The 25,481-nt window shown below is 67.4% G+C and carries 24 protein-coding genes; 15 read left to right on the top strand and 9 right to left on the bottom strand.

Features of this window, described 5'->3' with window-relative positions:
- Positions 1 to 47: 47 nt before the first annotated feature.
- Both CFB41_RS30065 and CFB41_RS30060 read right to left on the bottom strand, forming a co-directional pair.
- Complete coding sequence (locus CFB41_RS30065) at positions 48 to 1,007, bottom strand: TIGR03571 family LLM class oxidoreductase (RefSeq protein WP_089459108.1); 960 nt, start codon at positions 1,005 to 1,007, stop codon at positions 48 to 50.
- A gap of 13 nt (positions 1,008 to 1,020) precedes the next feature.
- Positions 1,021 to 2,223: an MFS transporter gene (locus CFB41_RS30060; protein WP_089459107.1), complete on the bottom strand. Its 1,203-nt coding sequence runs from the start codon at positions 2,221 to 2,223 to the stop codon at positions 1,021 to 1,023.
- Between the two features lie 111 nt (positions 2,224 to 2,334).
- On the opposite strand from CFB41_RS30060, the gene CFB41_RS30055 reads away from it, so the two are divergent.
- Positions 2,335 to 3,276 carry a LysR substrate-binding domain-containing protein gene (locus CFB41_RS30055; RefSeq protein ID WP_089459106.1) on the top strand — a complete coding sequence of 314 codons (942 nt, stop codon included), beginning with the start codon at positions 2,335 to 2,337 and terminating at the stop codon, positions 3,274 to 3,276.
- 90 nt (positions 3,277 to 3,366) lie between these two features.
- Here CFB41_RS30055 and zwf read toward each other — a convergent pair whose 3' ends face one another.
- Together zwf and CFB41_RS30045 are read right to left on the bottom strand one after the other, a co-directional pair.
- Entirely contained in the window at positions 3,367 to 4,842 is a 1,476-nt protein-coding gene (zwf, locus tag CFB41_RS30050) for a glucose-6-phosphate dehydrogenase (RefSeq protein WP_046548629.1), read from the bottom strand.
- A 284-nt stretch (positions 4,843 to 5,126) separates the two neighbouring features.
- The gene (locus CFB41_RS30045; RefSeq protein ID WP_089459105.1) at positions 5,127 to 5,747 is read right to left on the bottom strand and encodes an FMN-dependent NADH-azoreductase; all 621 of its coding nucleotides are present in this window, start codon (positions 5,745 to 5,747) and stop codon (positions 5,127 to 5,129) included.
- A gap of 111 nt (positions 5,748 to 5,858) precedes the next feature.
- Between CFB41_RS30045 and CFB41_RS30040 the strand changes: the two genes are divergently transcribed.
- Complete coding sequence (locus CFB41_RS30040) at positions 5,859 to 6,293, top strand: winged helix-turn-helix transcriptional regulator (protein ID WP_373453149.1); 435 nt, start codon at positions 5,859 to 5,861, stop codon at positions 6,291 to 6,293.
- Positions 6,294 to 6,329: 36 nt separating this feature from the next.
- Here CFB41_RS30040 and CFB41_RS30035 read toward each other — a convergent pair whose 3' ends face one another.
- From CFB41_RS30035 to CFB41_RS30020, 4 genes are all read right to left on the bottom strand, one after another.
- The gene (locus tag CFB41_RS30035) at positions 6,330 to 6,908 is read right to left on the bottom strand and encodes a peroxidase-related enzyme (protein WP_089459104.1); all 579 of its coding nucleotides are present in this window, start codon (positions 6,906 to 6,908) and stop codon (positions 6,330 to 6,332) included.
- An 85-nt stretch (positions 6,909 to 6,993) separates the two neighbouring features.
- Complete coding sequence (locus CFB41_RS30030) at positions 6,994 to 7,977, bottom strand: MDR family oxidoreductase (protein ID WP_089459103.1); 984 nt, start codon at positions 7,975 to 7,977, stop codon at positions 6,994 to 6,996.
- 46 nt (positions 7,978 to 8,023) lie between these two features.
- The gene (locus CFB41_RS30025) at positions 8,024 to 8,662 is read right to left on the bottom strand and encodes a TetR/AcrR family transcriptional regulator (protein ID WP_089459102.1); all 639 of its coding nucleotides are present in this window, start codon (positions 8,660 to 8,662) and stop codon (positions 8,024 to 8,026) included.
- A gap of 188 nt (positions 8,663 to 8,850) precedes the next feature.
- Entirely contained in the window at positions 8,851 to 9,561 is a 711-nt protein-coding gene (locus CFB41_RS30020; RefSeq protein WP_089459101.1) for an IclR family transcriptional regulator, read from the bottom strand.
- Between the two features lie 165 nt (positions 9,562 to 9,726).
- Here CFB41_RS30020 and CFB41_RS30015 point away from each other — a divergent pair, with 165 nt between their 5' ends.
- The 12 genes from CFB41_RS30015 (at position 9,727) to CFB41_RS29960 (ending at position 23,574) form a co-directional block, all read left to right on the top strand.
- Positions 9,727 to 10,425 carry a methyltransferase gene (locus CFB41_RS30015; protein WP_089459100.1) on the top strand — a complete coding sequence of 233 codons (699 nt, stop codon included), beginning with the start codon at positions 9,727 to 9,729 and terminating at the stop codon, positions 10,423 to 10,425.
- Positions 10,425 to 11,372: an NAD(P)-dependent oxidoreductase gene (locus tag CFB41_RS30010; protein WP_039349979.1), complete on the top strand. Its 948-nt coding sequence runs from the start codon at positions 10,425 to 10,427 to the stop codon at positions 11,370 to 11,372. Before CFB41_RS30015 ends, CFB41_RS30010 begins: the two co-directional genes overlap by 1 nt.
- A gap of 21 nt (positions 11,373 to 11,393) precedes the next feature.
- Positions 11,394 to 12,323, top strand: coding sequence for an SMP-30/gluconolactonase/LRE family protein (locus tag CFB41_RS30005; RefSeq protein WP_089459099.1), 930 nt, complete (start codon positions 11,394 to 11,396; stop codon positions 12,321 to 12,323).
- Between the two features lie 86 nt (positions 12,324 to 12,409).
- On the top strand, positions 12,410 to 13,789 hold the full coding sequence (locus tag CFB41_RS30000) for an MFS transporter (protein WP_089459098.1): 1,380 nt from the start codon (positions 12,410 to 12,412) through the stop codon (positions 13,787 to 13,789).
- 46 nt (positions 13,790 to 13,835) lie between these two features.
- On the top strand, positions 13,836 to 14,987 hold the full coding sequence (locus CFB41_RS29995) for a porin (protein ID WP_089459097.1): 1,152 nt from the start codon (positions 13,836 to 13,838) through the stop codon (positions 14,985 to 14,987).
- A 10-nt stretch (positions 14,988 to 14,997) separates the two neighbouring features.
- Positions 14,998 to 16,044 carry an amidohydrolase gene (locus CFB41_RS29990; protein ID WP_089459096.1) on the top strand — a complete coding sequence of 349 codons (1,047 nt, stop codon included), beginning with the start codon at positions 14,998 to 15,000 and terminating at the stop codon, positions 16,042 to 16,044.
- Positions 16,041 to 17,321 (top strand): MFS transporter, encoded by a 1,281-nt coding sequence (locus CFB41_RS29985; RefSeq protein WP_089459095.1) that lies wholly within the window; start codon positions 16,041 to 16,043, stop codon positions 17,319 to 17,321. The genes CFB41_RS29990 and CFB41_RS29985 overlap by 4 nt, the downstream gene beginning before the upstream one ends.
- The gene (locus CFB41_RS29980) at positions 17,318 to 18,556 is read left to right on the top strand and encodes an MFS transporter (RefSeq protein WP_089459094.1); all 1,239 of its coding nucleotides are present in this window, start codon (positions 17,318 to 17,320) and stop codon (positions 18,554 to 18,556) included. The genes CFB41_RS29985 and CFB41_RS29980 overlap by 4 nt, the downstream gene beginning before the upstream one ends.
- Before the next feature lie 11 nt (positions 18,557 to 18,567).
- Entirely contained in the window at positions 18,568 to 19,890 is a 1,323-nt protein-coding gene (locus tag CFB41_RS29975; protein WP_089459093.1) for an MFS transporter, read from the top strand.
- Positions 19,891 to 19,892: 2 nt separating this feature from the next.
- A complete protein-coding gene (locus CFB41_RS29970; RefSeq protein ID WP_089459092.1) occupies positions 19,893 to 20,825 on the top strand; it encodes an amidohydrolase in 933 nt (310 codons plus the stop codon).
- 165 nt (positions 20,826 to 20,990) lie between these two features.
- Positions 20,991 to 22,181: a M20 aminoacylase family protein gene (locus CFB41_RS29965; protein WP_089459091.1), complete on the top strand. Its 1,191-nt coding sequence runs from the start codon at positions 20,991 to 20,993 to the stop codon at positions 22,179 to 22,181.
- Positions 22,182 to 22,239: 58 nt separating this feature from the next.
- Positions 22,240 to 23,574, top strand: coding sequence for an MFS transporter (locus CFB41_RS29960; protein WP_089459090.1), 1,335 nt, complete (start codon positions 22,240 to 22,242; stop codon positions 23,572 to 23,574).
- 46 nt (positions 23,575 to 23,620) lie between these two features.
- On the opposite strand, the gene CFB41_RS29955 is transcribed toward CFB41_RS29960, so the two are convergent.
- Positions 23,621 to 24,541 carry a LysR family transcriptional regulator gene (locus tag CFB41_RS29955; RefSeq protein ID WP_089428962.1) on the bottom strand — a complete coding sequence of 307 codons (921 nt, stop codon included), beginning with the start codon at positions 24,539 to 24,541 and terminating at the stop codon, positions 23,621 to 23,623.
- A gap of 135 nt (positions 24,542 to 24,676) precedes the next feature.
- Between CFB41_RS29955 and CFB41_RS29950 the strand changes: the two genes are divergently transcribed.
- Positions 24,677 to 25,450, top strand: a complete 774-nt coding sequence (locus tag CFB41_RS29950) for a transporter substrate-binding domain-containing protein (protein ID WP_089459089.1) — start codon at positions 24,677 to 24,679, stop codon at positions 25,448 to 25,450.
- The last annotated feature ends 31 nt before the right edge of the window (positions 25,451 to 25,481 follow it).

Raw genomic sequence — 25,481 nt, 5'->3', positions numbered from 1 at the left:
AAAATATTTGATCTGAAATCAAGTATCGGGAGTGGATTCCGCCGGTGTCATGCAGCGCGCGTCCGTGCGTTTTCATCCGCGTGGAACACCGGCAGTACCTCTGCCGCGATCTCGGCCAGCGTCTCGTCGAGCGGACGCAGGTTGCGGCGGAAATGCAGGCCGATGTGCTGCACGCCCGCGTCGCGCATGGCCGCCAGCTCCCCGATGAGCGCGAGACGCCCCGCGCGGGCGCCGAAGCGGTGACGCTGCAGCGGCGCGTGCGGGTCGTCTGCGAGATCGAGGTGGATGAAGCTCACGTACGGCTTGTCGCCGGCCACCGCGCGCCAGTTCGCGGCGCGCTGCCGGTGGTCGTCCGGCGTGCCGGGATACGCGAGGCAGCCGTCCATGTGTTCGCCGATCCACGCGGGCGTTTGCTGCGCGAGACCCGCGACGAGCAGCGGCAGCGGCGCACGGGCGGCGGGCAGCACGTCGAGGCCGGGCGGCAGATGCCCGCGCGCGCCGTCGCGCAGCAGCGCGATCTGGTCGCGGAAATTCGCGCCGCGCGATGCGAAGTCGCGGCCGAACAGCGGATATTCGACGGGCCGGTCGCCGCTGGCGACGCCGAGCAGCAGGCGGCCGCCGCTCAGTTCCTGGATCGACGCGGCCGATTTCAGCGTGAGCAGCGGCTCGCGCAGCGGCAGCACGACGGCCGCCGTGCCGAGCAGGATGTCGTTCGTGATGCCGGCGAGGTAGCCGAGATACGAGAAGGTTTCGAACACCTGCGCGGCGTCGCCGAACGCGGGGTCGTACACCGGCACGTCGCGCACCCAGAGCGCACGGAAGCCGAGCCTGTCGGCCCGTTGTGCGAGCGTCGCGTGGCGCGCGAGGTCGGGGACGCCGGGGTAGCGACGGTCGTGCTGGCGCTTCGCGTTGCCGGCCGGCGACCAGTCGTTGTCGAGCGGCAGTTCGAGGCCGATGCTGAAGCCACTGTCGGCGAGCTTGTCGAGTGCGGTGAGGGAAGGGGACATGGTCGGGCTCCGTTCAGTGCGCGAGCTGGACAGGTTCCGCCGTACGTTCAGGCAGGCCTGCGCTGCGGTCGAGGCGACCGCTCAGTGCGGTGAGCGCGAATGCGCCGAGCGTGACGGCTGCCGCGATCCACGGCGTATGGCCGAGGCCGACGTGCGCGACGATCACGCCGCCGAGTGCCGAGCCGCCCGCGACGCCGAGGTTGAACGCGGCGATGTTGAAGCCGGATGCGACGTCGGTGGCGTCGGGCGCGAAGTGCCGTGCCTGCTTCACGACGTACACCTGCAGGCCGGGCACGTTGCCGAACGCCACTGCGCCCCACGCGAGCATCGTCAGCACGGCGAGCCATTTGACGTGGATCGTGAAGGTGAGCGCGAGCAGCACGATCGCGAGCAGCAGGAAGATCCGCTTGAGCGCCTTCACGGGGCCGACGGCGTCCGCGAGCTTGCCGCCCCACACGTTGCCGAACGCGACCGACACGCCGTAGCCGACGAGCACGAGGCTCACTTGCGACGGCGTGAAGCCGGCGATCTGCTCGAGCAGCGGGGCCATGTACGTGAACGCGATCAGCGAGCCGCCGTAGCCGACGGCCGTCATCGCATAGACCAGCAGCAGGCGCGGCTGCGCGAGCACGCGGAACTGGCGGGCGAGCGGCGCGGGCGGCGTTTGCGGCAAGCCGCGCGGCACGAACGCCACCGCGCCGACGAACGCGACGAGGCCGAACAGCGCGACGACCAGGAACGTCGCGCGCCAGCCGAAGTGCTGGCCGATGAAGGTGCCGAGCGGAATGCCGGCGACGAACGCGACGGTCATCCCGCTGAACATCGTCGCGATCGCGCTGGCGGCCTTCTCCTTCGGCACGAGCGTGGTCGCGATGATCGAGCCGACCGAGAAGAACACGCCGTGCGCGAGGCCGGTGAGGACGCGCGCGACGATCAGCGATTCGTAGCCGGGCGCCTGCCAGGCCACGAGGTTGCCGACGGTGAACAGCGCCATCAGCGCGGCGAGCAGCGTCTTGCGCGGCACGCGGCCGGTGAGCGCGGTGAGAAGCGGCGCGCCGATCGCGACGCTCAATGCGTAAAGGCTGACGAGCAGGCCGGCGGACGGCAGGCTGACGCCGAGGTCGGCGCCGATCGTTGGGATCAGCCCGACGATCACGAATTCGGTGGTACCGATGGCAAATGCGCTGAGGGTCAGCGCAAGCAGGGCGAGTGGCATGACGGGTGCTCCAGGGTCCGGTGAGGATGGAGCGCAGTGTGCCGCCTTTACTTTTGCTGAAAAACAGGTCTATAAACCAAATTGTTTTGATTTGAAATCAAGAATGCAGCGATGAAGATTACGCTCGATGAACTCCAGGCCTTTGCCGCCGTGGTCGACTCCGGTTCGATCACGGCAGCCGCGCAGCAGCTCGATCTCACGGTGTCGGCGACGAGCCGCACGCTCGGGCGGCTCGAGGAGAAGCTGAAGACCACGCTGCTGCGCCGGACCACGCGCCGGCTCGAGCTGACCGAGGAAGGGCGCGCGTTCCTGCAGGATGCGCGCGCGATCATCGAATCGGTCGAGACGGCGGAAGAGCAGATGCTCGCGCGGCGCGAGATGCCGTCGGGGCGGCTGCGCGTGGATGCGGCGACGCCGTTCATGCTGCACGTGATCGTGCCGCTCGTGCGCGGCTACCGCGAACGCTTCCCGAAAGTCGAGCTGGAGCTGAACAGCAACGAGGGCATCATCGACCTGCTGGAGCGGCGCACCGACGTCGCGTTCCGCATCGGCCGGCTGAAGGATTCGACGCTGCACAGCCGCCGCATCGGCGCCAGCCGGATCCGCATGCTCGCGAGCCCGGCGTACGTGGCGGCGCACGGCCAGCCGCGCAAGGTGGAGGATCTCGACAAGCACACGCTGCTCGGCTTCACGCAGCCCGAATCGCTGAACGTGTGGCCGATCCTCGGCACCGACGGCGAGCCGTGCCGCATCGAGCCGGGCATCCGCTCGTCGAGCGGCGAGACGCTGCGGCAGCTTGCGCTCGACGGCGCGGGCGTCGTCTGCCTGTCGGATTTCATGACCGCGCAGGATCGCGAGGCGGGCCGGCTCGTGCAGGTGCTCGCGCGCCAGACGCTCGAGGTCGAGCAGCCGATCCACGCGGTGTACTACCGCAATACCGCGATTTCGTCGCGGATCGCGTCGTTCGTCAATTACCTGATCGAGGCGCTGGGCGGTAGCGGAAACGATGCGCCGGGGCGGCGCAAGGCGGCGTCGTGGATGGAGCCGCGCTAGGCGGCGGCCGGGACAGCGGGGCGGGTTACATCCCGTGCGATTTGACGTGCGATCCGGCGTGCCGTACTCCGGCACGCCGTCGCGTGGCGATTACGCCTCTTCGGACCACGACATCCCGTCGCGCGCGAGCAGCGCCGACGAAGCCGCGGGCCCGAACGTGCCGGCCGTGTACAGGCGCGGTCGATCACCGAGCTGCTTCCAGCCGTCGAGGATCGGTTCGACCCACGACCACGCGGCTTCGAGCTCGTCGCGGCGCATGAAGTGCGTGAGGCGGCCGCGGATCACGTCGATCAGCAGACGCTCGTACGCTTCCGCGCGCCGCTCCGGAATCGCCTGCTGCAGGTCGAGGTTCAGGCTCACGGGCACCATGTTCATCCCGCTGCCCGGTTCCTTCGCGAGCATCTGCAGCTGGATCGACTCTTCCGGCTGGAGCTGGATCACGAGACGGTTGCTGTAGTGGCGCGGGCCGGTCGGGATGATCGAGAACGGCATGTCCGCGAACTCGATCACGATTTCCGACTGGCGGCGCTGCAGCCGCTTGCCGGTGCGCAGGAAGAACGGCACGTTCGCCCAGCGCCAGTTGTTGATGTGCGCGCGCAGCGCGACGAAGGTTTCCGCGCGGCTGTCCGCCGGCACGTTGTCTTCCTCGAGATAGCCCTTCACCGGCTGGCCGTCGACCGCACCGGCCGTGTACTGGCCGCGCACCGTGTCGCGCGCGACGTCGGCCACCGCCATCGGCCGCAGCGAGCGCAGCACTTTCAGCTTCTCGTCGCGCACCGCGTCCGGGTCGAGCGATACCGGCGGCTCCATCGCGACGATGCACAGCAGCTGCAGCAGGTGGTTCTGCACCATGTCGCGCAGCGCGCCGGTATGGTCGTAGAAGCCCGCGCGGCTGCCCACCCCGACCGTCTCCGCCACCGTGATCTGCACGCTGCGGATGCTCGGCGCCTGCCATAGCGGCCCGAAGATCGGGTTGCCGAAGCGCAGCACCATCAGGTTCTGCACGGTTTCCTTGCCGAGATAGTGGTCGATTCGATAGATCTGCGATTCCTCGAAGTGCTTGCCGACCGCATCGTTGATCGCCTTCGCGGACGCGAGATCGTGGCCGAGCGGCTTTTCGAGGACGACGCGCGAGTGCTTGTCGACGAGATGCGCGGCCGACAGGTTGTCGCAGATGGTGGTGAACAGCTCCGGCGACGTCGACAGGTAGAACACGCGGATCGCATCGCCGCGCGCCGCTTCCGCGAGCCGCAGGTAGTCGTCCGGCGCGTTCACGTCGATCAGCACGTACTTGAACAGGTCGAGGAAACGGCTCCAGGCCGCGGGATCGAACGCCTTTTCGTCGATGAACGGGCGCGACTGCTCGTCCATGAACTTGCGATAGCCGTCGATGCCCCAGTCGCGGCGGCCGACCGCGATGATGCGCGTCTCGGGCGGAAGGTTGCAGTGCAGGTGCGCCATGTACAGCGCGGGCAACAGCTTGCGGGCGGCCAGGTCGCCGCCGCCGCCGAAGATGATCATGTCGACGGGCCGGTCGGCCGCGGTCTGGGTAGGCTGATTCGTCATGGGAGGTTCGCGGTTTGAAACAGGGAACGTGAAACGAACATCGGCGGCGTCGGGCGCCGGTACGGCAAAACCCTAATAGTGCACGCTTTTGATGGATCGCGTGTGTGTCCGTTTTACGGTCGCGAAGCCGCCGGGCGGCGTATTGCCGTCGAAGGGACAGGAGTGAGCGCTGACATCGGGTTGGCTCGCCGGGCAGAGGCGAGCGGCCCGTCGGCCCCGGCACATGAGGGCGAGCGTCGGCCGGCGCCGCCCGCGTGCTGCGATCGACGGGCGCGGCCGTCGTCTCAACCAGCCTGTTCCACCAGCGCCTGCACGTCCTGCCCGGCCTTCGCGATGGCCGCTTGCACCGCCTCGGCGCCCAATACGGTGCCTTCCACGCGCACTTCGCGGACGTCGGTGATCCCGATGAACCCGAGCAGATGCTTCAGATAGCCGGACTGGTAGTCGAACGGCGCATACGGGCCTTCCGAAAAGATGCCGCCGCTGGCGGTGACCAGATAGACCTGCTTGCCTTCCACCGTGCCGGCGACGCCGCCTTCGACATAGCGAAACGTGACCTGCGGCCAGATCACGCGGTCGAACCACGCGCGCAGCTGCGTGGACGGGCCGAAGTTGGTCATCGCGGAGCCGATCACGACGATGTCGGCGGCGCGCAGTTCGTCGACCAGCGCTTGCGCCAGCTCGACGGCCTCCGCTTGCTCGGCGCTGCGCGCCTCCGGCGGCAGCATGCGGCCGACGACGTAAGCATCGTCGATATGCGGCAGCGGGTCGGTGGAGAGATTGCGCAAGGTCACGGTGCTGTTTGCGTCGCGCGCTGCGAGTTGCCGCGCGAGGTCGTGCGCGAAGCGCGTGGACAGGCTGTCGGTGCTGCGGGGGCTGGAGGTGATCAGCAGGATGCGGCTCATGAGCGTTCCTTTCGGGATAAGATGAGAACCCGGTAACTTTTAGTGACTGAGTTACCGAAAAGCATGTGGAATGCTAGGGTTCGCGCCCGGGCCCCACAAGAACGCACAGGGTTGTGCCCCAGTTACATCGATGTTCCTGCCACCATGTCCCGACCCAGCGAAGACGACTGCCAGGCGACCCGCCAGATCCTCGATCGCATTGGCGACAAGTGGAGCCTCTACATCATCGCGACGCTGAACGACGGTTCGCGGCGCTTCAACGAGCTGAAACGCGAGATCGAAGGGATTTCGCAGCGCATGCTGACGCTGTCGTTGCGCGGGCTGGAGCGCGACGGGCTGGTCACGCGGACGGTGTTCCCGACGATTCCGCCGCGCGTCGACTACGCGCTCACGCCGCTCGGCGCAACGCTGCTGGAGCCCGTGATGGCGCTCGTCAGGTGGGCGGAGCAAAACAAGCAGCCGATCGCGCAAGCGCGCGAGCGTTTCGACGAGGCGGCCGATGCGGCGCCGACGCCGGGCGAGGGCGTCGTTTACCGCAGTCGATAGGGGCGCGGCCGCCGCGTCCCCGAGCGTCGTGTGCGCTCAGCGCCCGAGCGCGTAGAACTCGGCATTCGGCCGCATGTTCGTCACGTTCGCGATGCGGTTGGACATGCCGAAGAAAGCCGAGATCGCCATGATGTCCCACACGTCTTCTTCGACGAAGCCGTGCGACTCGAGCGCGTCGAAGTCCGCTTCGCCCACCTCATGCGCGGCCTGCGACACCTTCATCGCGAAGTCGAGCATCGCCTTCTGCCGGGCGGTGATATCGGCCTTGCGGTAGTTGGCGGCGACCTGGTCCGCGATCAGCGGGTCCTTCGCGCGAATGCGCAGGATCGCACCGTGCGCGATCACGCAGTACTGGCACTGGTTCGCGCTGCTGGTGGCCACGACGATCATCTCGCGCTCGGCCTTGCTCAGGTTGCCCGGCTTGTCCATCAGCGCGTCGTGGTAGGCCATGAACGCGCGAAACTCGTCGGGACGATGCGCCAGCGTCAGGAATACGTTCGGGATGAAGCCCGACTTTTCCTGGACGGTCGCGATGCGTTCGCGAATGTCCTCGGGCAAGTCTACGAGCGCGGGCACGGGAAAGCGGCTGATGGGTGCGGTGTGTGCGGCGGTCATGAGGTCTCCTGGATAACGTGGCGCGGGCGTACTCGATGCGCGAGCCGCTGTCCGAATGAAGAAGCGCCGGTGGTCGTCGGCGGCGTCACGCGTTGACGTCGACGACGATGCGGCCGCGCACCTTGCCGTTGATCAATTCCCCGGCAAGCGGGATGGCGTCGCCCAGGCCGACCTGGTGACTGATCGCGCCCAGCTTCTCGACGTCGAGGTCGGATGCGAGCCGGCGCCACGCTTCCAGGCGGTCGGCGCGCGGGCACATGACGCTGTCGATTCCGACGAGCGTGACGCCTCGCAAGATGAACGGCATGACGGTCGCGGGGAAATCGAAGCCCGCGGCCAGGCCGCAGGCCGTCACGACGCCGCGGTAGCGCGTGGTCGCGCACACGTTGGCGAGCACGTGGCTGCCCGCCACGTCGACTGCGCCGGCCCAGCGTTCCTTGCCCAGCGGCTTGCCGGGCTCGCTGAATTGCGATCGCTCGAGGATCTCCGCCGCGCCGAGCTGCCGCAGGTAGTCGGCATCGGCGGGGCGGCCCGTTACCGCGACGACGCGGTACCCCAGCTTGGCGAGGATGGCGGTGGCGACGCTGCCCACCCCGCCTGCCGCGCCGGTCACCACGATCTCGCCGTCGTTCGGGCGCACGCCATGTCGCTCCAGCGCCATCACGCACAGCATCGCGGTGTAGCCCGCCGTGCCGATGGCCATCGCCTGTTGCGGCGAAAAGGCGGACGGCAGCGGCACCAGCCAGTCTCCGTCGACGCGGGCCTTTTGCGCGAGGCCGCCCCAGTGCGTTTCGCCGACGCCCCAGCCGTTGAGTACGACCTGGTCGCCGGGGCGATAGTCCGGGTGCGTGCTCGCTTCGACTTCGCCGACCAGATCGATGCCGGGCACCATCGGGAACTTGCGGACCACCGGGCTCTTGCCGGTGATCGCCAGTCCGTCCTTGTAGTTCAGCGTCGAGTAGCCGACGCGGATCGTCACGTTGCCGGCGGGCAACTGCGCGTCGTCCAGCGTCTGGAGCCGCGCGTGCTGGCCGGTTTCGTCCTTGTCGATCACGATGCCTTGAAACATGTGTCCTCCTTTCTAGACCGATCGTCTAATAAATAGCAAAAAAATTTCAGCGTCGAGGCAATCCATTGAAGAAAAACTGCGCGAACAGCACGAGCGGCCCGTCGCTGCGTTCGAGCTTCGCGCGCAGCACCGCGCCTTCCCAGCCAATCCAGAAGAACGCGGCCAGCGCGGCGGGGTCGGCGGAATCCCCAACCTCGCCCGCCTGCTGCGCGGCGCCCAGGCATTCGGCCAGACGGCGCTGCCAGTCTTCGAACGTCGCACGCAGCCGTTCGCGGAAGCTTTCCGGCAGCGTGCCCATTTCCTGTCCGAGGTTACCGATCAGGCAGCCGCGGCTGTACGCATAGCGGGCCATGCCGTCGCGGGCGTCGTCGACGAACGCCCGCACGCGCTGCAGCGGCGAGCGTGCCGGGTCGCTGAAATGGCGATCCAGCTTGCGCGCGAAGAACTCGGCGTAACGGTCGATCAGTTCGAGGCCGAACGCTTCCTTGCTGTCGAAGTAGTGATAGAAGGAGCCCTTCGGCACGCCGGCGCGCCCGAGGATCTCGTCGAGCCCGGTGGCGGAAAAGCCCTTTTCGGTGAGGATCTCGAGCCCGGTGCGCAACAGCATGTCACGCGTGGCGACGAGGTCGTCGTGCTGCTTGGGTGGCCTGCCGCGGCGGCGAGGCGGATCGATTCGAGCGTCCATGGCGGAATAATAGACCGTTCGTCTCAAAAATCAATGGCCCGTATGCCGGGCCGGTCGGACGGGCCGTCGCGTCGGTGCTGCGCTGCAGGTGTCACGCACCCGGCCCGCGCGTGGCGTCGTGCGAACATGTCCGCGGGCAGGCGACGAACGGCGCGTCGACCTGAACCCGGCCTTTGCCAAAGCGGCGATCAACTGCCATACATACGCTCGCAGAGCGCGACACTCGCGCCCAGCTTCCGCGACAGATCGGCGGCGGCATCCAGCTGTGGTCGATCCAGCTCGCCCGACTCGTGCGCGACACTGAGGCGGGATGCGGGACCGGAAAGCGTCAGCGCCGCCATGAACTTGTCGCCGGCGCCGAAAACCGGCACCGCGAACGCTGCCGTATGCACATCGCGCGCACCCGCGGTGAAGAGGGGCAGTGCCGGCGGCTTGTCATAGATCGGTTCGCCGAGTCCCCAGAAACGGATCACCTGGCTGATGGCCGTGTCATCGAGCGGCAGCATCGTCCCCGCGAGCCGCGTTTCACGCAGGCCTTCGGACGGCTCGACCCGAAACAGGCAGAGCCGGTGCCCGCTGTCGTGCACGTAGTACGATGCGCTTTCCTTCGTCAGCGCGGCCAGCGCATGCAGCGCCGGTTCGACCACCGTGGACAGATGGAAGGACTGCTCGTACAGCTTGCCGAGGTACAGCACGCGGTGCCCAAGCGAATAGTTGCCGGACTGTGCGCGCACGACATAGCCCATTCGCTCCAGCGAGTTCATCAGCCGATAGACCGTCGTCTTGTGCATGCCGGATGCCTGCGACAGCGTCGCGAGCGATTGCGATTCGGCGCCGGGCTTGAAGCAGTCCAGTAGCGAAAGCGCCTTTTCCACGGCAACGACACCGTCGTTTCCCATTCCTTTTCTCCGGTCGACATTCACCCGGAATTGTACAGGGTAAAACGCTGGTTTACCACGTAAAAGGGTAAACGCCAGTGCCATGACGCGTCTCCTCTGGTTATATTGATTTCACCATGTACACCAGCGTTGTACAGAGTACAACGCTTAACCTGAGGTCGAATCATGAGCAACCCATCCGCCAGCCTTTCGCCGATCACTCGCGACATCGAACGCGTCTCGCCGGAACTCGTTCAGGCTGCCGCGCGCTACCAGGCCGCGATCCTGGCCGACGTCGCGGGCCGACGCGGCACGGTGCATGGCCGCGTGCGGCCGTTGTCGCCGAAGATGAAGGTCGCCGGCCCGGCGGTCACGGTCGAAGTCCGCGCGGGCGACAACCTGGCGATCCATGCGGCGCTCGCCGTCGCGAAACCGGGCGACGTCGTCGTGGTCGACGGCAAGGGCGACATCTCGTGCGCGCTGCTCGGCGAAATCATGGCGGCGCAGGCGAAGGCGAGCGGCATCGCCGGCATCGTCATCGACGGCGCGGTGCGCGACGCGCACGAACTGGCCAACGGCGACTATCCAGTCTTCGCGGCCGGCCTCAATCCGTGCGGCCCGACCAAAAGCGTCGCGGGGCGCGTGAATGCGCCGATCTCGCTGGGCGGCACGGCGGTGAGTCCGGGCGACCTGGTGGTCGGCGACGCCGACGGCGTCGTCGTCATTGCGCGCGCGGACGTCGCGCGTATCGTCGATCTGGCGCAGAAAAAGCTCGACTTCGAAACCGCGCGTATCGCAGCGATCCACAAGGGCGACCTTCGTCCGGGCTGGATCGAGAAGGAGCTGCGCGCAGCCGGCATGCTGGCCGAAGGCGAGGCACTCTGATGCAGATCGCTTCGCACAAGCCCGTGGTCCTCGTGACCGCCGCCGACCTTGCGCCGCAAGCGCTCGAGATGCTCGCGCAGTTCGACGTCGTGTTCGCCGGCAAGCAACCGACCGAGGACGACATCGTGGCGCTCTGCGCCCAGCACAAGCCGGTCGCGATCATTGTCCGGTACGGCAAGGTCAACGGCCGAATCATGGACGCCGCCGAAAACCTGCAGGTGATTTCAAAGCACGGCAGCGGCATCGACGTGATCGATCAGGACGCAGCTGCCGCGCGCGGCATCGCGGTGCGCGCCGCGGTCGGCGCGAATGCGGCCGCCGTCGCCGAGCACGCGTGGGCGCTGCTGCTTGCCTGCGCGAAGTCGGTTCCGCAACTCGACATCCGCATGCGCGAAGGCCATTGGGACAAGTCGACGCACAAGTCCGTCGAACTCGACGGGCGCACGCTCGGCCTCGTCGGGCTCGGTGCGATCGGCCGGCGCGTGGCCGCGATCGGCACGGCGTTCGGCATGAAGGTGCTCGCGTTCGATCCGTTCGCGAAGGAAGCGCCTGCCGGCGTGAAGCTCGTGCCGCTCGACACACTGTACGCGGCGTCGGACGTCGTGTCGCTGCATTGTCCGTTGACGGCCGACAACCGCCGGATGCTCGACCGCGACACGCTCGCGCGTTTCAAGCGCGGGGCGATTCTCGTCAATACCGCGCGCGGCGGTCTGATCGACGAAGCCGCGCTGGCCGACGCGCTGGCGAGCGGCCACTTGCGTGCGGCCGGGCTCGACAGCTTCGACGTGGAACCGATGACGGTGCCGCACCCGTTCCAGCAGATCCCCAACGTGATTCTGTCTCCGCATGTCGGCGGCGTGAGCGATGCCGCGTACGTGAACATGGGCAAGGGTGCGGCGGCCAACGTCCTCGCGGTGCTCGACGAACGCGCGCACAGCGCGGCTTGAACCCTGGACATCGAGGTACGCATGTTTTATCTGACGAGCCCCGACGTGCGCGAAGCCGACGTGTTCACGCGCATGCCGGAGAAGTTTCGCAAGCCGGACGTCCGCACGGAATGGGCACGCGCGAATCGCGGCGGCATGGTCACCGATTCGTTTCTCGAAGGGCCGGTCTGGGATCCGGACGGCTATCTGTTCGTGACCGACATTCCGCACGGGCGCATCTTCCGCATTTCGCCGTCGGGAGAATGGGATCTCGTCGTCGAATACGACGGCGAGCCCAACGGAATGAAGCGCTTCGACGCAGCGCACCTGATCATCACCGACTACCGGAACGGCCTGATGCTGCTCGATATCGAGCGCGGTGAAATTCGCCCGTATCTCGAGCGCCGCAACACCGAGCGCTTCAAGGGCGTGAACGACCTGACGTTCGACTCGGCCGGCAACATTTATTTCACCGACCAGGGGCAGACCGGGCTGCACGATCCGACGGGCCGCGTGTATCGGCTCTCGCCCGACGGCAAGCTCGACATGCTGCTCGGCACCTGCCCGAGCCCGAACGGGCTCGTGCTGTCGCGCGACGAGAAGGTGCTGTTCGTCGCGATGACGCGCGGCAACGCGGTGTGGCGCATGCCGCTGCAAGCCGACGGATCGGTCACCAAGGTCAGCCCGTTCTTCACGTCCTACGGGCCGAGCGGCCCCGACGGCCTCACCGTCGATCTCGAAGGCCGGCTGTTCGTCGCGAATCCGGGGCTCGGCCGCGTGTGGGTGCTCAACCACTGCGCGGAGCCCGTCGAGATCCTGACCGGGCCGAAAGGGGCGTCGCTCACGAGCGTGTGCTTCGGCGGCGCCGACATGAAGACGCTCTTCATCACCGAATCGACATCCGGTTCGGTCCTGAAAGCGGACATGCGCATTGCCGGCCCGTTGCCAAAACAGGCCGCGAACAAGGACTGACACCCGCGAACCGGGAAGCCGCTCACCGGTTTCCCGCCCGTATGCCGAAAGATCGCGCCGCCAGTCGCGCGACGAAGGAGACAAGCATGACCATTTCGCACGCGCTGCGTGCCGGCGATGACGCACCGCGCGCCGACGCCTCGTCCGCGGAGCGCCTGGCCGGCGACGATTACGCGGCCAGCGAGCGCACGCTCGCGAAGGCGTTCCGGCGCATTCTGCCGTTCATCTTCGTCTGCTACGTGATCAGCTATCTCGACAGGACCAACGTCGGTTTTGCCGCGCTCACGATGAACAAGGATCTCGGTCTGACGGCGGAGCAATTCGGTGTCGGTGCCGGCCTGTTCTTCATCGGCTACTTCCTGTTCGAGATTCCGAGCAACCTGATCATGCAGAAGGTCGGCGCGCGCGTGTGGATCGCGAGAATCATGATCACGTGGGGCCTGTTCTCGATGGCGACGGCGTTCGTCGTCGGACCGAAAAGCTTTGCGGCGGCGCGCTTTCTGCTCGGGCTCGCCGAGGCGGGCTTCACGCCCGGCATCTACCTGTATTTCACGCACTGGTTTCCCGGCAAGTGGCGCGCGAAGGTGACGGCCGCCTTCCTCGTCGGCATCCCCGTCGCGAACATGATCGGCTCGCCGATTTCCGGTGCGCTGCTCGAACTCGGCGGCCTGCACGGGCTGCGCAGCTGGCAGTGGCTGCTGCTGATCGAAGGCGTACCGGCCGTGATGCTCGGCATCGCGTGCCTGTTCGTGCTGGCCGACCGTCCCGAGAAAGCCGCGTGGCTCAGTGACGAAGAGAAGGCGTCGCTCGCGAAACGCCTCGCGTTCGAGCAGCGCGACATCGGCGCGAAGCACGGCAGCAAACTGCGCGACGCGATGACGAACTGGCGCGTGTTCGTGCTCGCGTTCGTCAACTTCTGCGGGATCGTCGGCTCGCTCGGCGTCGGCTTGTGGATGCCGCAGATCATCAAGCAGTTCGGCGTCGAACACGCGGTGGTCGGCTGGCTGACGGCCATTCCGTATGCGATCGGTGCCGTCGTGATGCTCTGGTGGGCGCGTCTCGCCAATCGCGCGGCCCACCGCATTCCGTATGTCGCAGGCGCACTGGCTGTCGCCGCCGTGGCGTTGTGTGCGAGCGCCTTCATTCATGCGCCGGTTTTCAAGCTGATCGCACTGTGCGTCACGGTGAGCGGGATCCTCGCGTTCCAGGCGACGTACTGGGCCATCCCGTCAGGATTCCTCACCGGCCGCGCCGCCGCGGGCGGGCTCGCGCTGATCGTGTCGGTCGGCAATCTCGGCGGCTTCGTCGGGCCGTCGCTGATCGGTGCGCTCAAGCAATTCTCCGGCGGCTTCACCGCGCCGCTCATCGCCGTGTCGGGTGTGCTGCTGCTCGGCGCATTGACCATCGCGTGGCTCGGCGATCCGGGCTCGGGCGCCGGCGAAGCGCGTGTTGCCCGCGAGCCGTGAATTTTCCTTCGTCAGCCCCACCCATAAAAAACAGTTTGGAGACTCCATGTTGTCGAATCAGGCCAGCCGCAATACCCGCCCGACCTCCCGCTTCGTGCTCGGCGCCATCACCGTCGCGAGCGCGACCTCGTGGTGCGGTGCCGCCCAGGCAGAAAGCAGCGTCACGCTGTACGGCATTGCCGACGTCGGCATCGAGCACATCAACAACACGAGCACCGGCGGCGCGCAGACGCGCGAAGTGTCGGGCAATCTGTCCGGTTCGCGCTGGGGATTGAAGGGCGTCGAGGATCTCGGCGCCGGCATGAAGGCCATTTTCCAGCTGGAAGACGGCTTCAACATCAATGACGGCACGACCGCGCAGTCGACGAAAGGCCTCGGTTCGAATGCCGCCACGACGTCGCGGATTTTCGGCCGGCAGGCGTGGGTCGGGCTGGCGTACCGGGGCCAGCAGTTGACGTTCGGTCGCCAGAATGCGCTCTTCTACGAACAGGCCGTGGCCTTCGACCCGATGGGCGCGTCGTCGCGGTATTCGTTGCTGTCGCTCGACTACGCGGCGGCCGCGCGTATCGACAATTCGGCGAAGTACACCGGCGTGTTCGGTCCGCTCACGGCGCAGGCCATGTACAGCACCCGCTACGACACCGGGTACGGCGCCGAGGTGCCGGGCGCGCAACTCACCGGCCGCTTCTTCAGCGGGGCGTTGACGTTCGCGCAAGGGCCGCTCGCCGCGAGCGTGTCGTACGAGCAGCGCAACAGCAACACCGTCGCGACGAACACGCGCACCGAGCGACGCGCGACGGCCGCCGCGTCGTATGCGATCGGACCGGTGAAGGGATTCGCCGGTTATCGCTATCTTCAGGCGTCGAACGCGTTCCTGCCGGCGAACCCGATCCGTCTCGCGAACGGTTCCGAAGCCAGCGCCGCGAACCTGTACTGGGCCGGCGCGCAATACGCGGTGTCGCCGGCGTTCGTGGTCACGGCAACCGCCTACTACCAGGACGTGCATTCGACCAGCGCCGATCCGTGGCTTGCCGTGCTCTGTGCCGACTATCTGCTGTCGAAGCGCACCGATATCTATGCGACGGCCGGTTTCGCGCGCAACAAGGGCGGCTCCGCGCTCGGCGTGAACGGCTATGGCACGGTCGCGCCCGATCACAACCAGACGGGCGTGGTGATCGGCATGCGCCAGAAGTTCTGAGGCGCGTGCGATGCAGACCGTTCACGCGCCCCATCTGCCCGTCCGGCCCGAGTGGCTCGCCTTGCGCGACGAGCCGGTGCTCGAACCCGAGCTTGCCATCGTCGACGCCCATCACCACCTGTGGGACCGCCAGACCGGTCGCTATCTCGCGGACGAGTTCGGTGCGGACGTGCGCAGCGGACATCGGGTCGTGTCGACGGTCTACGTGCAGTGTCGATCGATGTTGCGTGCAAGCGGGCCCGAGGCATTCAAGCCGGTGGGCGAAGTGGCATTCGCGAGCGGCGTCGCCGCGATGTTCGACAGCGGCGCATACGGCCCCACGCGGTGCTGCGAGGCCATCGTCGGCGGCGCCGATCTGTCGCTCGGCGTGGAGCTCGATGCGGTGCTCGACACGATGCTGCAGGTATCCGGCGGGCGACTGCGCGGGATTCGCAATCCGCTCGCGTGGCATGCGAGCCCCGACGTGCGATCGAGCCCGGTGACGCCGCCGCGCGACCGGATGTCGGATCCGGCTTTCCGGCGGGGCGTGGCGACGCTCGGCCGCTATGGGCTGTCGCTCGACGCGTGGGTCTATCACACGCAGCTCGACGACCTGTACGAACTCGCGCGCGCATGCGAGCACGTCACCGTCGTCATCGACCATTTCGGCGGTCCGCTCGGCGTGGGTCCGCATGCCGGCCAACGCGCGGAAGTCCATGCGCAATGGAAACGGCAACTCGCGCCTCTCGCCGCGCTGCCGAACACGCGCATGAAGCTCGGCGGCGCGGGCATGAGCGTATTCGGCTTCGACTTCGCCATGCGCGACCTGCCGCCGTCGTCGCAGGAACTGGCGGCCGCGTGGCAGCCGTATTTCGACACCTGCGTCGACCTCTTCGGCGTCGAACGCTGCATGTTCGAGAGCAACTTCCCCGTCGACAAGGGGATGTTCGGCTATCGCGTGCTGTGGAACGCCTTCAAACGACTCGCGTCCGCGATGTCGGCCGATGAAAAGGCCGCGCTATTCAGCCGGACGGCCGCATCGACGTATCGCATCACGCTTCCCGGAGACAACCCATGAAGACGAGTGCAACCGTGGCGACACAGGACATGACGTCCGCAGCCGCGGAAAAAGGGCTCACGCGCGTGACCGGTATCGAGTGGCGTTCGCTGTCGCTCGCGGGGCTCGGCTGGACGTTCGAGAGCTACGATTCGTTCCTGCTGTCGCTGCTGCTGCCGACGCTCGCGCTGCAGTTCGGGCTGAGCAAGGCGCAGCTTGGCATGTTCACGAGCGTCACGGCGGCCGGGCAGATCGTCGGCGGCATCCTGTTCGGCTTCGTGTCGGACCGGATCGGGCGCGTGCGCACCGCGCTGCTCTGCGTCGGCATCTACTCGCTGTTTTCCGGCCTGATCGCATTCGCGCCCGATGCGCATTCGTTCGCCGCGCTGCGCTTTTTCGGCGCGCTCGGCATGGGCGGAACCTGGACCGCCGGCGCGGCGCTCGTCGCGGAGACCTGGCACCCGAGCCGGCGCGGCAAGGGCGGCGCGCTGATGCAGATGGGCTTGCCGATCGGCGCGATTCTCGCGATCGCGATCTCGGGCATCGTCGGCGCCGCGCATGACGGATTGGCCGGCGACAGCTGGCGCGTGCTGTTCCTGATCGGCGCATCGCCGTTCTTCATTCTGTTCTGGCTTGCGCGCAAGACCCCGGAATCGCCGATCTGGCTCGAACGCAGGCACGCGAAGTCGCAGGCCCGCACGCTCGACACGGCAAGCCGCGAGAAGCTGAACGTGCGCGGCCTGCTTACCGCTTTCTGCTTCATCTTCTTTCTGCAGTACCTGTACTGGGGCGTATTCACGTGGACGCCGACGTTCCTCATCACGGTAAAGCACCTCGACTTCGTGCATAGCCTGAAGTTCGTGCTGGCGCTGCAGTTCGGCGCGATCACCGGATTCCTGCTGTTCTCGGCATGGGTCGACCGGCTCGGCCGGCGGCCGATGTTCCTGGCCTACCTGCTGGTCGGCGCGATGGCGGTCGGCGTGTATATCGTGTCGGCGAATCCGTTGCTGCTGATGGCCGCGATCTTTCTGACCGGATTCAGCGTGAACGGCATCTTCGCGGGCGCCGGCCCGTTCCTCGCAGAGATCATCGGCAATACGGCTTCGCGCGGCTTCTTCATGGGCCTCGCGTACAACGGTGGCCGGCTCGGCGGTTTCATCGCGCCGTTGGTCATCGGTTCGCTGGCGTCGACGTCGGGCGGCTTCGTGCTCGGGCTCGCGACGACGATCGTCGCGTTCGTCGCCGCGGCCGCGGTCGTGCTGGTCGCGCCCGAAACGCGCGGGAAGGCGCTGTCATGAACGTGGCAACGCAAGCGGGGTGGGTGAACAGGCTGTTTCCTGCATTGACCGAGGCGTCGCTGCGGCGCTACCTGAGCGGGCAGGTCGCATCGGTGCTCGGCAGCTGGACGCAGAACGTCACGCTGAACCTGCTGATCTATCACCTGTCCGGCTCGGCGGCGATCCTCGCGCTGCTCAACTTCCTGCTGTACGGGCCGCAGTTGATCGTCGCGCCGGTGGCGGGCTCCCGCATCGGCTCGGCCAACGCGCGGCGCGTGACGCTCTGCGTGCTGGCGACGTCGCTGGTGTTGACGAGCAGCCTCTTCACGTTGTCGCTGCTCGGCCTGCTCGGCGTGAAGCTGATCCTCGCGCATGCGCTGGCGATCGGCGTGTCGAGCGCGGTGGAAACGCCGGCGCGGCAGGTGCTGCTGCTGACGAGCCTTCAGGATGCGACCCACACCTCCAACGCGGTCGCGATGAACACGATGGTCTACAACGTCGGGCGCATGGTCGGCCCGACCATCGCCGGCTTCGTCTATCCGACGCTGGGCCCCAGGACGTCGTTTGCGATCTATGCGCTCGCGCTGTGCTTCATGGCGGCATGCGTGCGGTCGATCCGGACTGCGGCGGCGGGCCGCCCGTCGCGCGCGGAGAGCGGCTTGCGCGACGCGGTCGGCTACGTGCTGTCCGATGCGTTCTCGGCCCGCTATCTGCCGATCCTCGCGTGCATCGGCCTGTTCGCCGGCAGCTACCAGACGCTCGTGCCGCTGCTCGCGGATCAGGGCTTTCACGACGCGGCGCGCTTTACCGGCGTGTTCTTCGCGTGCGCCGGCGCCGGGTCGTTGAGCGCGGCGGTGCTGCTGTCGTCGGCGCTCGGGCCGCGTGCGTCGCACCGGTTCATCGCGTATGCGCCGTGGACGGCCGTCGGCGCGCTGGCCGTGCTGGCCGCGACCACCGATGCGGCGGGATCGATCCCCGCGTTCTATGCACTCGGCTTCAGCCTCACGTTCGCGGCCACGTCGACGAACGCGACCATTCAGCGCCAGTGTCCGGATCACGTGCGCGGGGGGCTCGTCGGGATGTACGGCATGGCCTACAACGGCACGATGCCGTTCGGTTATCTGCTCGTCGGCAGCGCGTCCGAGGCGCTCGGCGTGCGACACACCTTCGCCGCCATGGCCGCCGTGCTCGCGTGCGGCGTCATCGCGGTCATCGCGTGGCAACGGTTCACAGGAACGCGCTCAGGCGCACAATAAACGGAGACAACATGCAAACCGGTTTCATGGACGCGTCCGCGATCGAGCGCCGGACCATACGGAAGGTCGTCTGGCGGCTCATTCCCTTTTTGATGATCTGCTACCTGCTTGCCTTCATCGACCGGGGCAACGTGGGGATGGCGTCGCTGCAGATGAACCATGACCTCGGGATGTCGGCGCAGGTGTTCGGTTTCGGCAGCAGCCTGTTCTTCATTTCGTACTTCTTTTGCGAAGTGCCGAGCAATCTCGCGCTGCAGAAATACGGCGCGCGAATCTGGATCGCCCGGATCATGATCACGTGGGGCATCGTGTCCGCGGCGACCGCGCTCGTGCACAACGCGACGACGTTCTACGTGCTGCGTTTCCTGCTGGGTGCGGCCGAGGCCGGCTTTTTCCCCGGCGTGCTGCTTTATCTGTCGTACTGGATTCCCGCGCAGTATCGTGCGCGGATCGTCGCGACGTTCATGGTCGCGATTCCGGCCGCGAGCTTCATCGGCTCGCCGATCTCCGCGCTGCTGTTGCAGATGGACGGCGTGTGGGGCCTGCGCGGATGGCACTGGCTGTTCATCCTCGAAGGCGTTCCGACCGTGCTGCTCGGCATCGCGTGCCTGTTCGTGCTGACGAACAAGCCGGACGACGCGAGGTGGCTCGACGACCACGAGCGCGCATGGCTCACGACCGCGCTCGCCGCCGGCCACAAGACGCGCAAGAAGGTGCCGTCGCTGCCGCTCACGCAGCTGTTCCGCAATCGCTACGTGCTGTGCCTCGCGCTCGTCGACACGTGCGCTTCCGCGGCAGGCAGCACGCTGTCCGTGTGGCAGCCGCAACTGCTGAAGTCATTCGGCTTGACCGTCATGGAGACCGGCCTGCTGAATTCGGTGCCTTACGCGGTGGCCTCCGTCCTGATGGTCTACTGGGGCCGTCGCTCGGACCGCGTCGGCGAACGGCGCTGGCACACGGCCGTGCCGATGCTGCTGATCGGCGGGGGCCTGTTCGCGACGTCGCTGAGCGGATCGCTGCTGCCGACGGTCTGCATGCTCTGCGCGGTGCTGGTCGGCGCGTATTCGTTCAAGGGCCCGTTCTGGGCGCTTGCGACCGACATGCTGTCCAACAGCACCGTGGCGGCCGGGCTCGCGACGGTCAACGCGATCGCGAACCTGCTCGGCGGCGGGCTGATGGTGAACGTGTACGGGTGGGTGAAGGCGGCGACGGGCAGCTACGCGCTCGCGTTGATGCCGCTCGCGATCCTCACGCTCGTGAGCGTCGCGACGCTGCTGCTGCTCACGCGCAATCATGCGTCGGGCAAGCTGGTCGGCAAGGCGGGGACCATCTGATCATGGCGCGCATCGCGAGACGCGAATTCCTCCGGATCGCCGGCGCGACGCTGGCTTCGGCTGCATTGCCGAGGCTGGCCGCGGCCGACGAAACGTGGTCGAGCGGCACCGAGCGGCCGGCGTTCCGGCTGCCCGACGGGGCGATCGACTGCCACATGCACATCTACGACGACCGGTTCCCGGTCGCGCCGGGCACGACGCTGCGCCCGCCGAATGCGACCGTCGCGCAATACCGGGGCGTGCAGACGCGGACCGGCGTGAAGCGCAACGTGGTCGTGACGCCGTCGACGTACGGGACGGACAACCGCTGCACGCTGGCGGCGCTCGCGCAGTTCGGCGACGACGCACGCGGCGTGGCCGTCGTCGACGGCACCGTGAGCGACGACGAACTTCGGATGCTCGATCGCGGCGGCATCCGTGCGATCCGGTTCAACCTGAGCTATCCGGGCGCGACGACGCTCGACATGCTGGCGCCGCTCGCCGCGCGCATCGCGAACCTCGGCTGGCATATCGAGCTGGTGGTGCAGGGCGCGCGGCTGCCGGAGCTCGAGCGTCATCTTGCGGTGCTGCCGTGTCCGCTCGTCATCGACCATATCGCGCACGTGCCGCAGCCCGGCGGGCTCTCGTCGGCCGCGTTTCGCACCGCGCAACGCCTCGTCGACAAGGGCCATACGTGGATCACGTTGTCGGGGCCGTACGTCGACAGCAAGACCGGCGCGCCTGTCTACGACGACGTCGCGCCGGTCGCGAAGGCGCTGATCGACATGGCGCCGGAGCGCATGCTGTGGGGCACCGACTGGCCGCACCCGACGCAGAAGACGGACAAGCCGGACGATGCAAGCTTGCTGGACGTGATCGCCGGCTGGATCGGGCGTGCGGACTGGCAGCAACGGATATTCGTCACCAACCCGGCGAAGCTGTACGGATTTGCATAGATCGAAAGCCGCATGGCCAAACCGGGGATCAGCACTAACCCTGATTAAAAAACCTTATCACGGTGAAAAATTCCGCATCTTATTGAACCGATATCGGCTGGATATAGTGGCTCGCTTTCCCGCACGCACCCGTTGCATGCGCAGACAAACAGCCGGAGCCCCTTGATGTCCACCGATACCCGCTTCACCGAAGTCGAGGATCTGATGCCCGCCGCCGGCGGGTTGCGCGAGATCCGTCACCACATCCATCACCACCCCGAACTCGCGTACGAGGAGCACGACACGGCCGCGCTCGTCGCCGAGAAGCTCGAACAGTGGGGCTGGCAGGTAACGCGCGGGGTCGGCAAGACGGGCGTGGTCGGCACGCTGCGCGTGGGCGACGGCACGCGCAGCATCGGCATTCGCGCCGACATGGATGCGCTGCCGATCATCGAGGCGACGGGCCTGCCCTATGCGAGCGGCACGCACGGCAAGATGCACGCGTGCGGCCACGACGGCCACACGACGATGCTGCTCGGCGCCGCGCAACACCTCGCGAAGACCCGCAACTTCTCCGGCACCGTGCACCTGTATTTCCAGCCGGCGGAAGAGCATGGCGTCGACAGCGGCGCGAAGAAGATGATCGACGACGGCCTGTTCGAGCGCTTCCCGTGCGACGCGGTGTTCGGCATGCACAACCATCCGGGCGCGGCACCCGGCGTGTTCCTCACGCGGCGCGGCCCGTTCATGTCGGCCGGCGACAAGGCGATCATCACGATCGAAGGCGTCGGCGGCCACGCGGCCCGGCCGCACCTGACGGTCGATCCGGTGGTCGTCGCGGCGAGCATCGTGATGGCGCTGCAGACGATCGTCGCGCGCAACGTCGATCCCGCGCAGCCGGCGGTCGTCACGGTCGGCTCGATGCATGCGGGCACCGCGAACAACGTGATCCCGAACGGCGCGCGCCTCGAACTCAGCGTGCGCTCGTTCAGCCCCGACGTGCGCGCGCTGCTCAAGCGCCGCATCATCGAGCTGGCCGAAACGCAGGCCGCGAGCTACGGCGCAACCGCGCACGTCGAATATATCGAAGGCTACCCGGTCGTCGTCAATTCGGATGCCGAAACGGATTTCGCCGCGCAGGTGGCGCGCGAACTCGTCGGCGACGCGCACGTGGTCGAGCAGACCGACCTGTTGATGGGCAGCGAGGATTTCGCGTTCATGCTGCAGCAGCGGCCGGGTTCGTTCGTGCGGCTCGGCAACGGCGAAGGCGAAGACGGCTGCATGGTGCACAACCCGAAATACGACTTCAACGATCGCAACCTGCCGATCGGTGCGGCGTACTGGACGCGTCTCGTGGAGCGTTACCTGGGGCAGTGATGCCGGCGGCGGCGCGAGCGGCCGGCGCTTCCGGCCGCGTTGAGAGGAGGCGATAACGATGCAGAAAGACCATCTCGCGCTGCACCACGCGTCGACGGCGGCGGCCGAAGTCAGTCCCGTGCCCGGCGCGCCGGCCGCCACGCGGCGCGGTGCGATCGCCGCGGCCGTGATCGGCAACTGGCTCGAATTCTTCGATTTCACCGTGTACGGCTTCTTCGCGGTGCTGATCGGCAAGCTGTTCTTCCCGTCGAGCGACCCGACCACGTCGCTGCTGCTGTCGGTCGCGACGTTCGCCGCCGGCTTCTTCACGCGGCCGCTCGGCAGCGTCGTGCTCGGCGTCTATGCGGACCGCAAGGGGCGCAAGGCCGCGCTGAACCTGACGATCATGCTGATGGCGCTCGGCACGGGCCTGATCGCGATCGCGCCGACGTATGCGCAGGTCGGCGTGGCCGCGCCGCTGCTGGTCGTGTTCGCGCGGCTGCTGCAGGGCTTCTCGCAGGGCGGCGAATTCGGCGCGGCGACGTCGACGCTGCTCGAACAGGGCGGCACGTCGCGCCGTGCGTTCCGCGCGAGCTGGCAGCTCGCGACGCAGGGCGGCGCTGCGCTGATGGGCTCGGGTTTCGCGGCGCTGATGTCGAACACGATGACGAAGGACGCGCTGGAGAGCTGGGGGTGGCGGCTGCCGTTCCTAGTCGGCGTGCTGATCGCGCCGGTCGGGATGTTCTTGCGCCGCCGGCTCGCCGACGATGCGCCCGGCGAGCGCCATCACGGCATCGAACGCGGCGTGCTGCACGAGCTGTTCTCGAAGCACACGCGCACGGTGGTGCTGCTGATGCTCACGGTGATGGGCGGCACGGTGTCGACCTACATCCTGACGTTCTACATGCCGACCTACGCGATCCACACGCTCGGCCTGCCGATGAAGCTGTCGATGTTCGTCGGCGTCGCGTCGGGCTGCGTGATGCTGGTCACGTGCCCGCTGTTCGGCTGGCTGTCGGACAAGCTCGGCAGCCGGCGCCTGCCGATCCTCGTCGGCCGCGGCGTGCTGGTCGTGCTGCTGTTCCCGGCGTTCTGGCTGATGAATCATCACCCGACGCTGTCGGTGATCCTGCCGCTGACCGCGCTGATGCTGCTGTTCTATTCGCTCGGCTCGGCGTCGGAAATGGCGCTGATGTGCGAGTCGCTGCCGCGCCACGTGCGCGCGACCGGCATCTCGATCGCGTATGCGCTCGCGGTGACGATCTTCGGCGGCACCGCGCAGCTGATCGCGACCTGGCTCGTGAAGACGACCGGCAGCAAGCTCGCGCCGGCCGGCTACGTGGCCGCCTGCGTGGTGCTGTCGTTGATTGCGGTGGCGATGCTGCGCGAGACGGCACGGGATTCGATCGACTGATACGCGTCGCAGCACGGCACGACGGGCGGCGAGCGGCGATACGCGCTTACCGCCCGCGCACCACCCTCAGGTACGACGCGAGCATCGTCGCGAGTTCCTGCGCGGCCGGCGTCAGCGGCACGGCCGCGCGCTGCAGCAGGCAGATGTCCTGCGATTCGGCCTGTTCGCGTACGGGCACCTTCGCGAGCGCGCCGGCAAACGGCCCGTGCCGCGTCACGGCTTCGGTTTCGAGCGACAGGCAATCGGTCTGCGTGACGAGCTGCAGCGTCTCGAACATTCCTTCGACGGTGGCGAGGATCTTCGGCGGCGGCAGGCCGTGCACGTCGAAGTACGCGAGCAGCCGGTTGACGACGGGATCGGCGCTGAGATTCGGCGAGCGCGTGGACACCCACGCGTAGTCGGCCAGTTCGGCGAGCGATTGCGCATGCATCGCCGGATGCCCGTTGCGGCACACGACCACCGGCGCGGATGCACGCAGCGGCGTAACCGCGAGATCGGTCGTGTCGGTCTGCTTCGCGACCAGCGCGATCGCGAAATCGACCGCGCTTTCCCGCAGCCAGCCAATCATCATCCGCGACGTGCCGGTGCGCAGGTGGACGTCGACCTTGTCGAAGCGCGCGCGGAACGCGCTCAGCACCGGCGCGAACGCGTCGATCAGCGGTTCGGCCACGAGGCCGAGCGTGACGGTGCCTTCGTACGCGCCGCTCAGTTGGCGGATTTCCCGCTCGACCTGCTCGCATTCGCCGAGGATCGACCCGGAGCGCGCGAGCAGCCGCTGGCCGACGGCCGTCGGCACGATCCCGCGATTGGTGCGCGTGAACAGCGTCGCGCCGAGCGTCGCCTCGAGGCTCTGCAGCTGCTGCGTGACGCCGCTCTGCGCGAGATCGAGCGCGCGTGCGGCGGCGCGCAGGCTGCCGTGCTCGACGACGGCCTGGAAGATGCGGAGCTGGGAGAGCGTGAACGCCATGGGCAAGCGCGGGGCCGGTGATCGGTAAAAGTGATCATGATAAGGCAGCGGGCGATTCCGGCGACGGCGCGTGCGCACTACGATCGCAGGCAGTCCGGCTCGTGCCGTTTGCCCATCGTCCCGCCTTCGTCGACCATGAAACGTCCCTTCCTGCCGCTCGTTTCCCTATGCCTTGCGCTCGCGGCCGGTTCCGCGCACGCACTCGATGCGCGCGCCGTGCGCCTCGGTATCGATCCCACCTATCCGCCGATGGATTCGAAGGCGCCTGACGGCAGCCTGAAGGGCTTCGACGTCGATCTCGGCAACGAGATCTGCCGTCGCGCGCAGTTGCGTTGCCAGTGGGTCGAGCTCGAATTCTCCGGGATGATTCCCGCGCTGCAGGCGCGCAAGATCGACGCGATCCTGTCGTCGATGGCGATCACCGAGAAGCGCGAGAAGCAGATCCTGTTCTCGTCGAAGCTGTTCCGCTTCAAGTCGCGGCTCGTCGCGCGGGCCGGGAGCGGCGTCGACAGCACGACCGCGTCGCTTGCGGGCAAGCGCGTCGGCGTGCAGTCGGGCACGCAGTTCGAATCGTGGGCGCTCGCGCACTGGGCGCCGGCCGGTGTCGGCGTGATGCCGTACAAGAGCCAGGACGACGTGTTTGCCGATCTCGTCAACGGCCGCCTCGACGCGGCCTTGCTCGGCACCGTGGAGGCCGACTACGGCTTCCTGCGCACGCCGAAGGGCAAGGGCTTCGCGTTCGTCGGCGCACCGCTCGACCTGGGCGATCGCGGCGTCGGCATCGGCATGCGGCAGTCGGATACGGCGCTCAAGGCGTCGATCGACGGCGCGATCGCTTCGATGCTGAAGGACGGCACGTACGACCGGATCGCGAAGAAGTATTTCGACTTCAACCCGTACGGCGACTGAGCGCCGAGTCACCTCGACGTTTCACCCGCTT

Origin of the sequence: Burkholderia sp. AU33803, from assembly GCF_002223095.1 — a bacterium.
Classification (GTDB): domain Bacteria; phylum Pseudomonadota; class Gammaproteobacteria; order Burkholderiales; family Burkholderiaceae; genus Burkholderia.
This window is presented reverse-complemented; position numbering and strand designations above follow the sequence as displayed.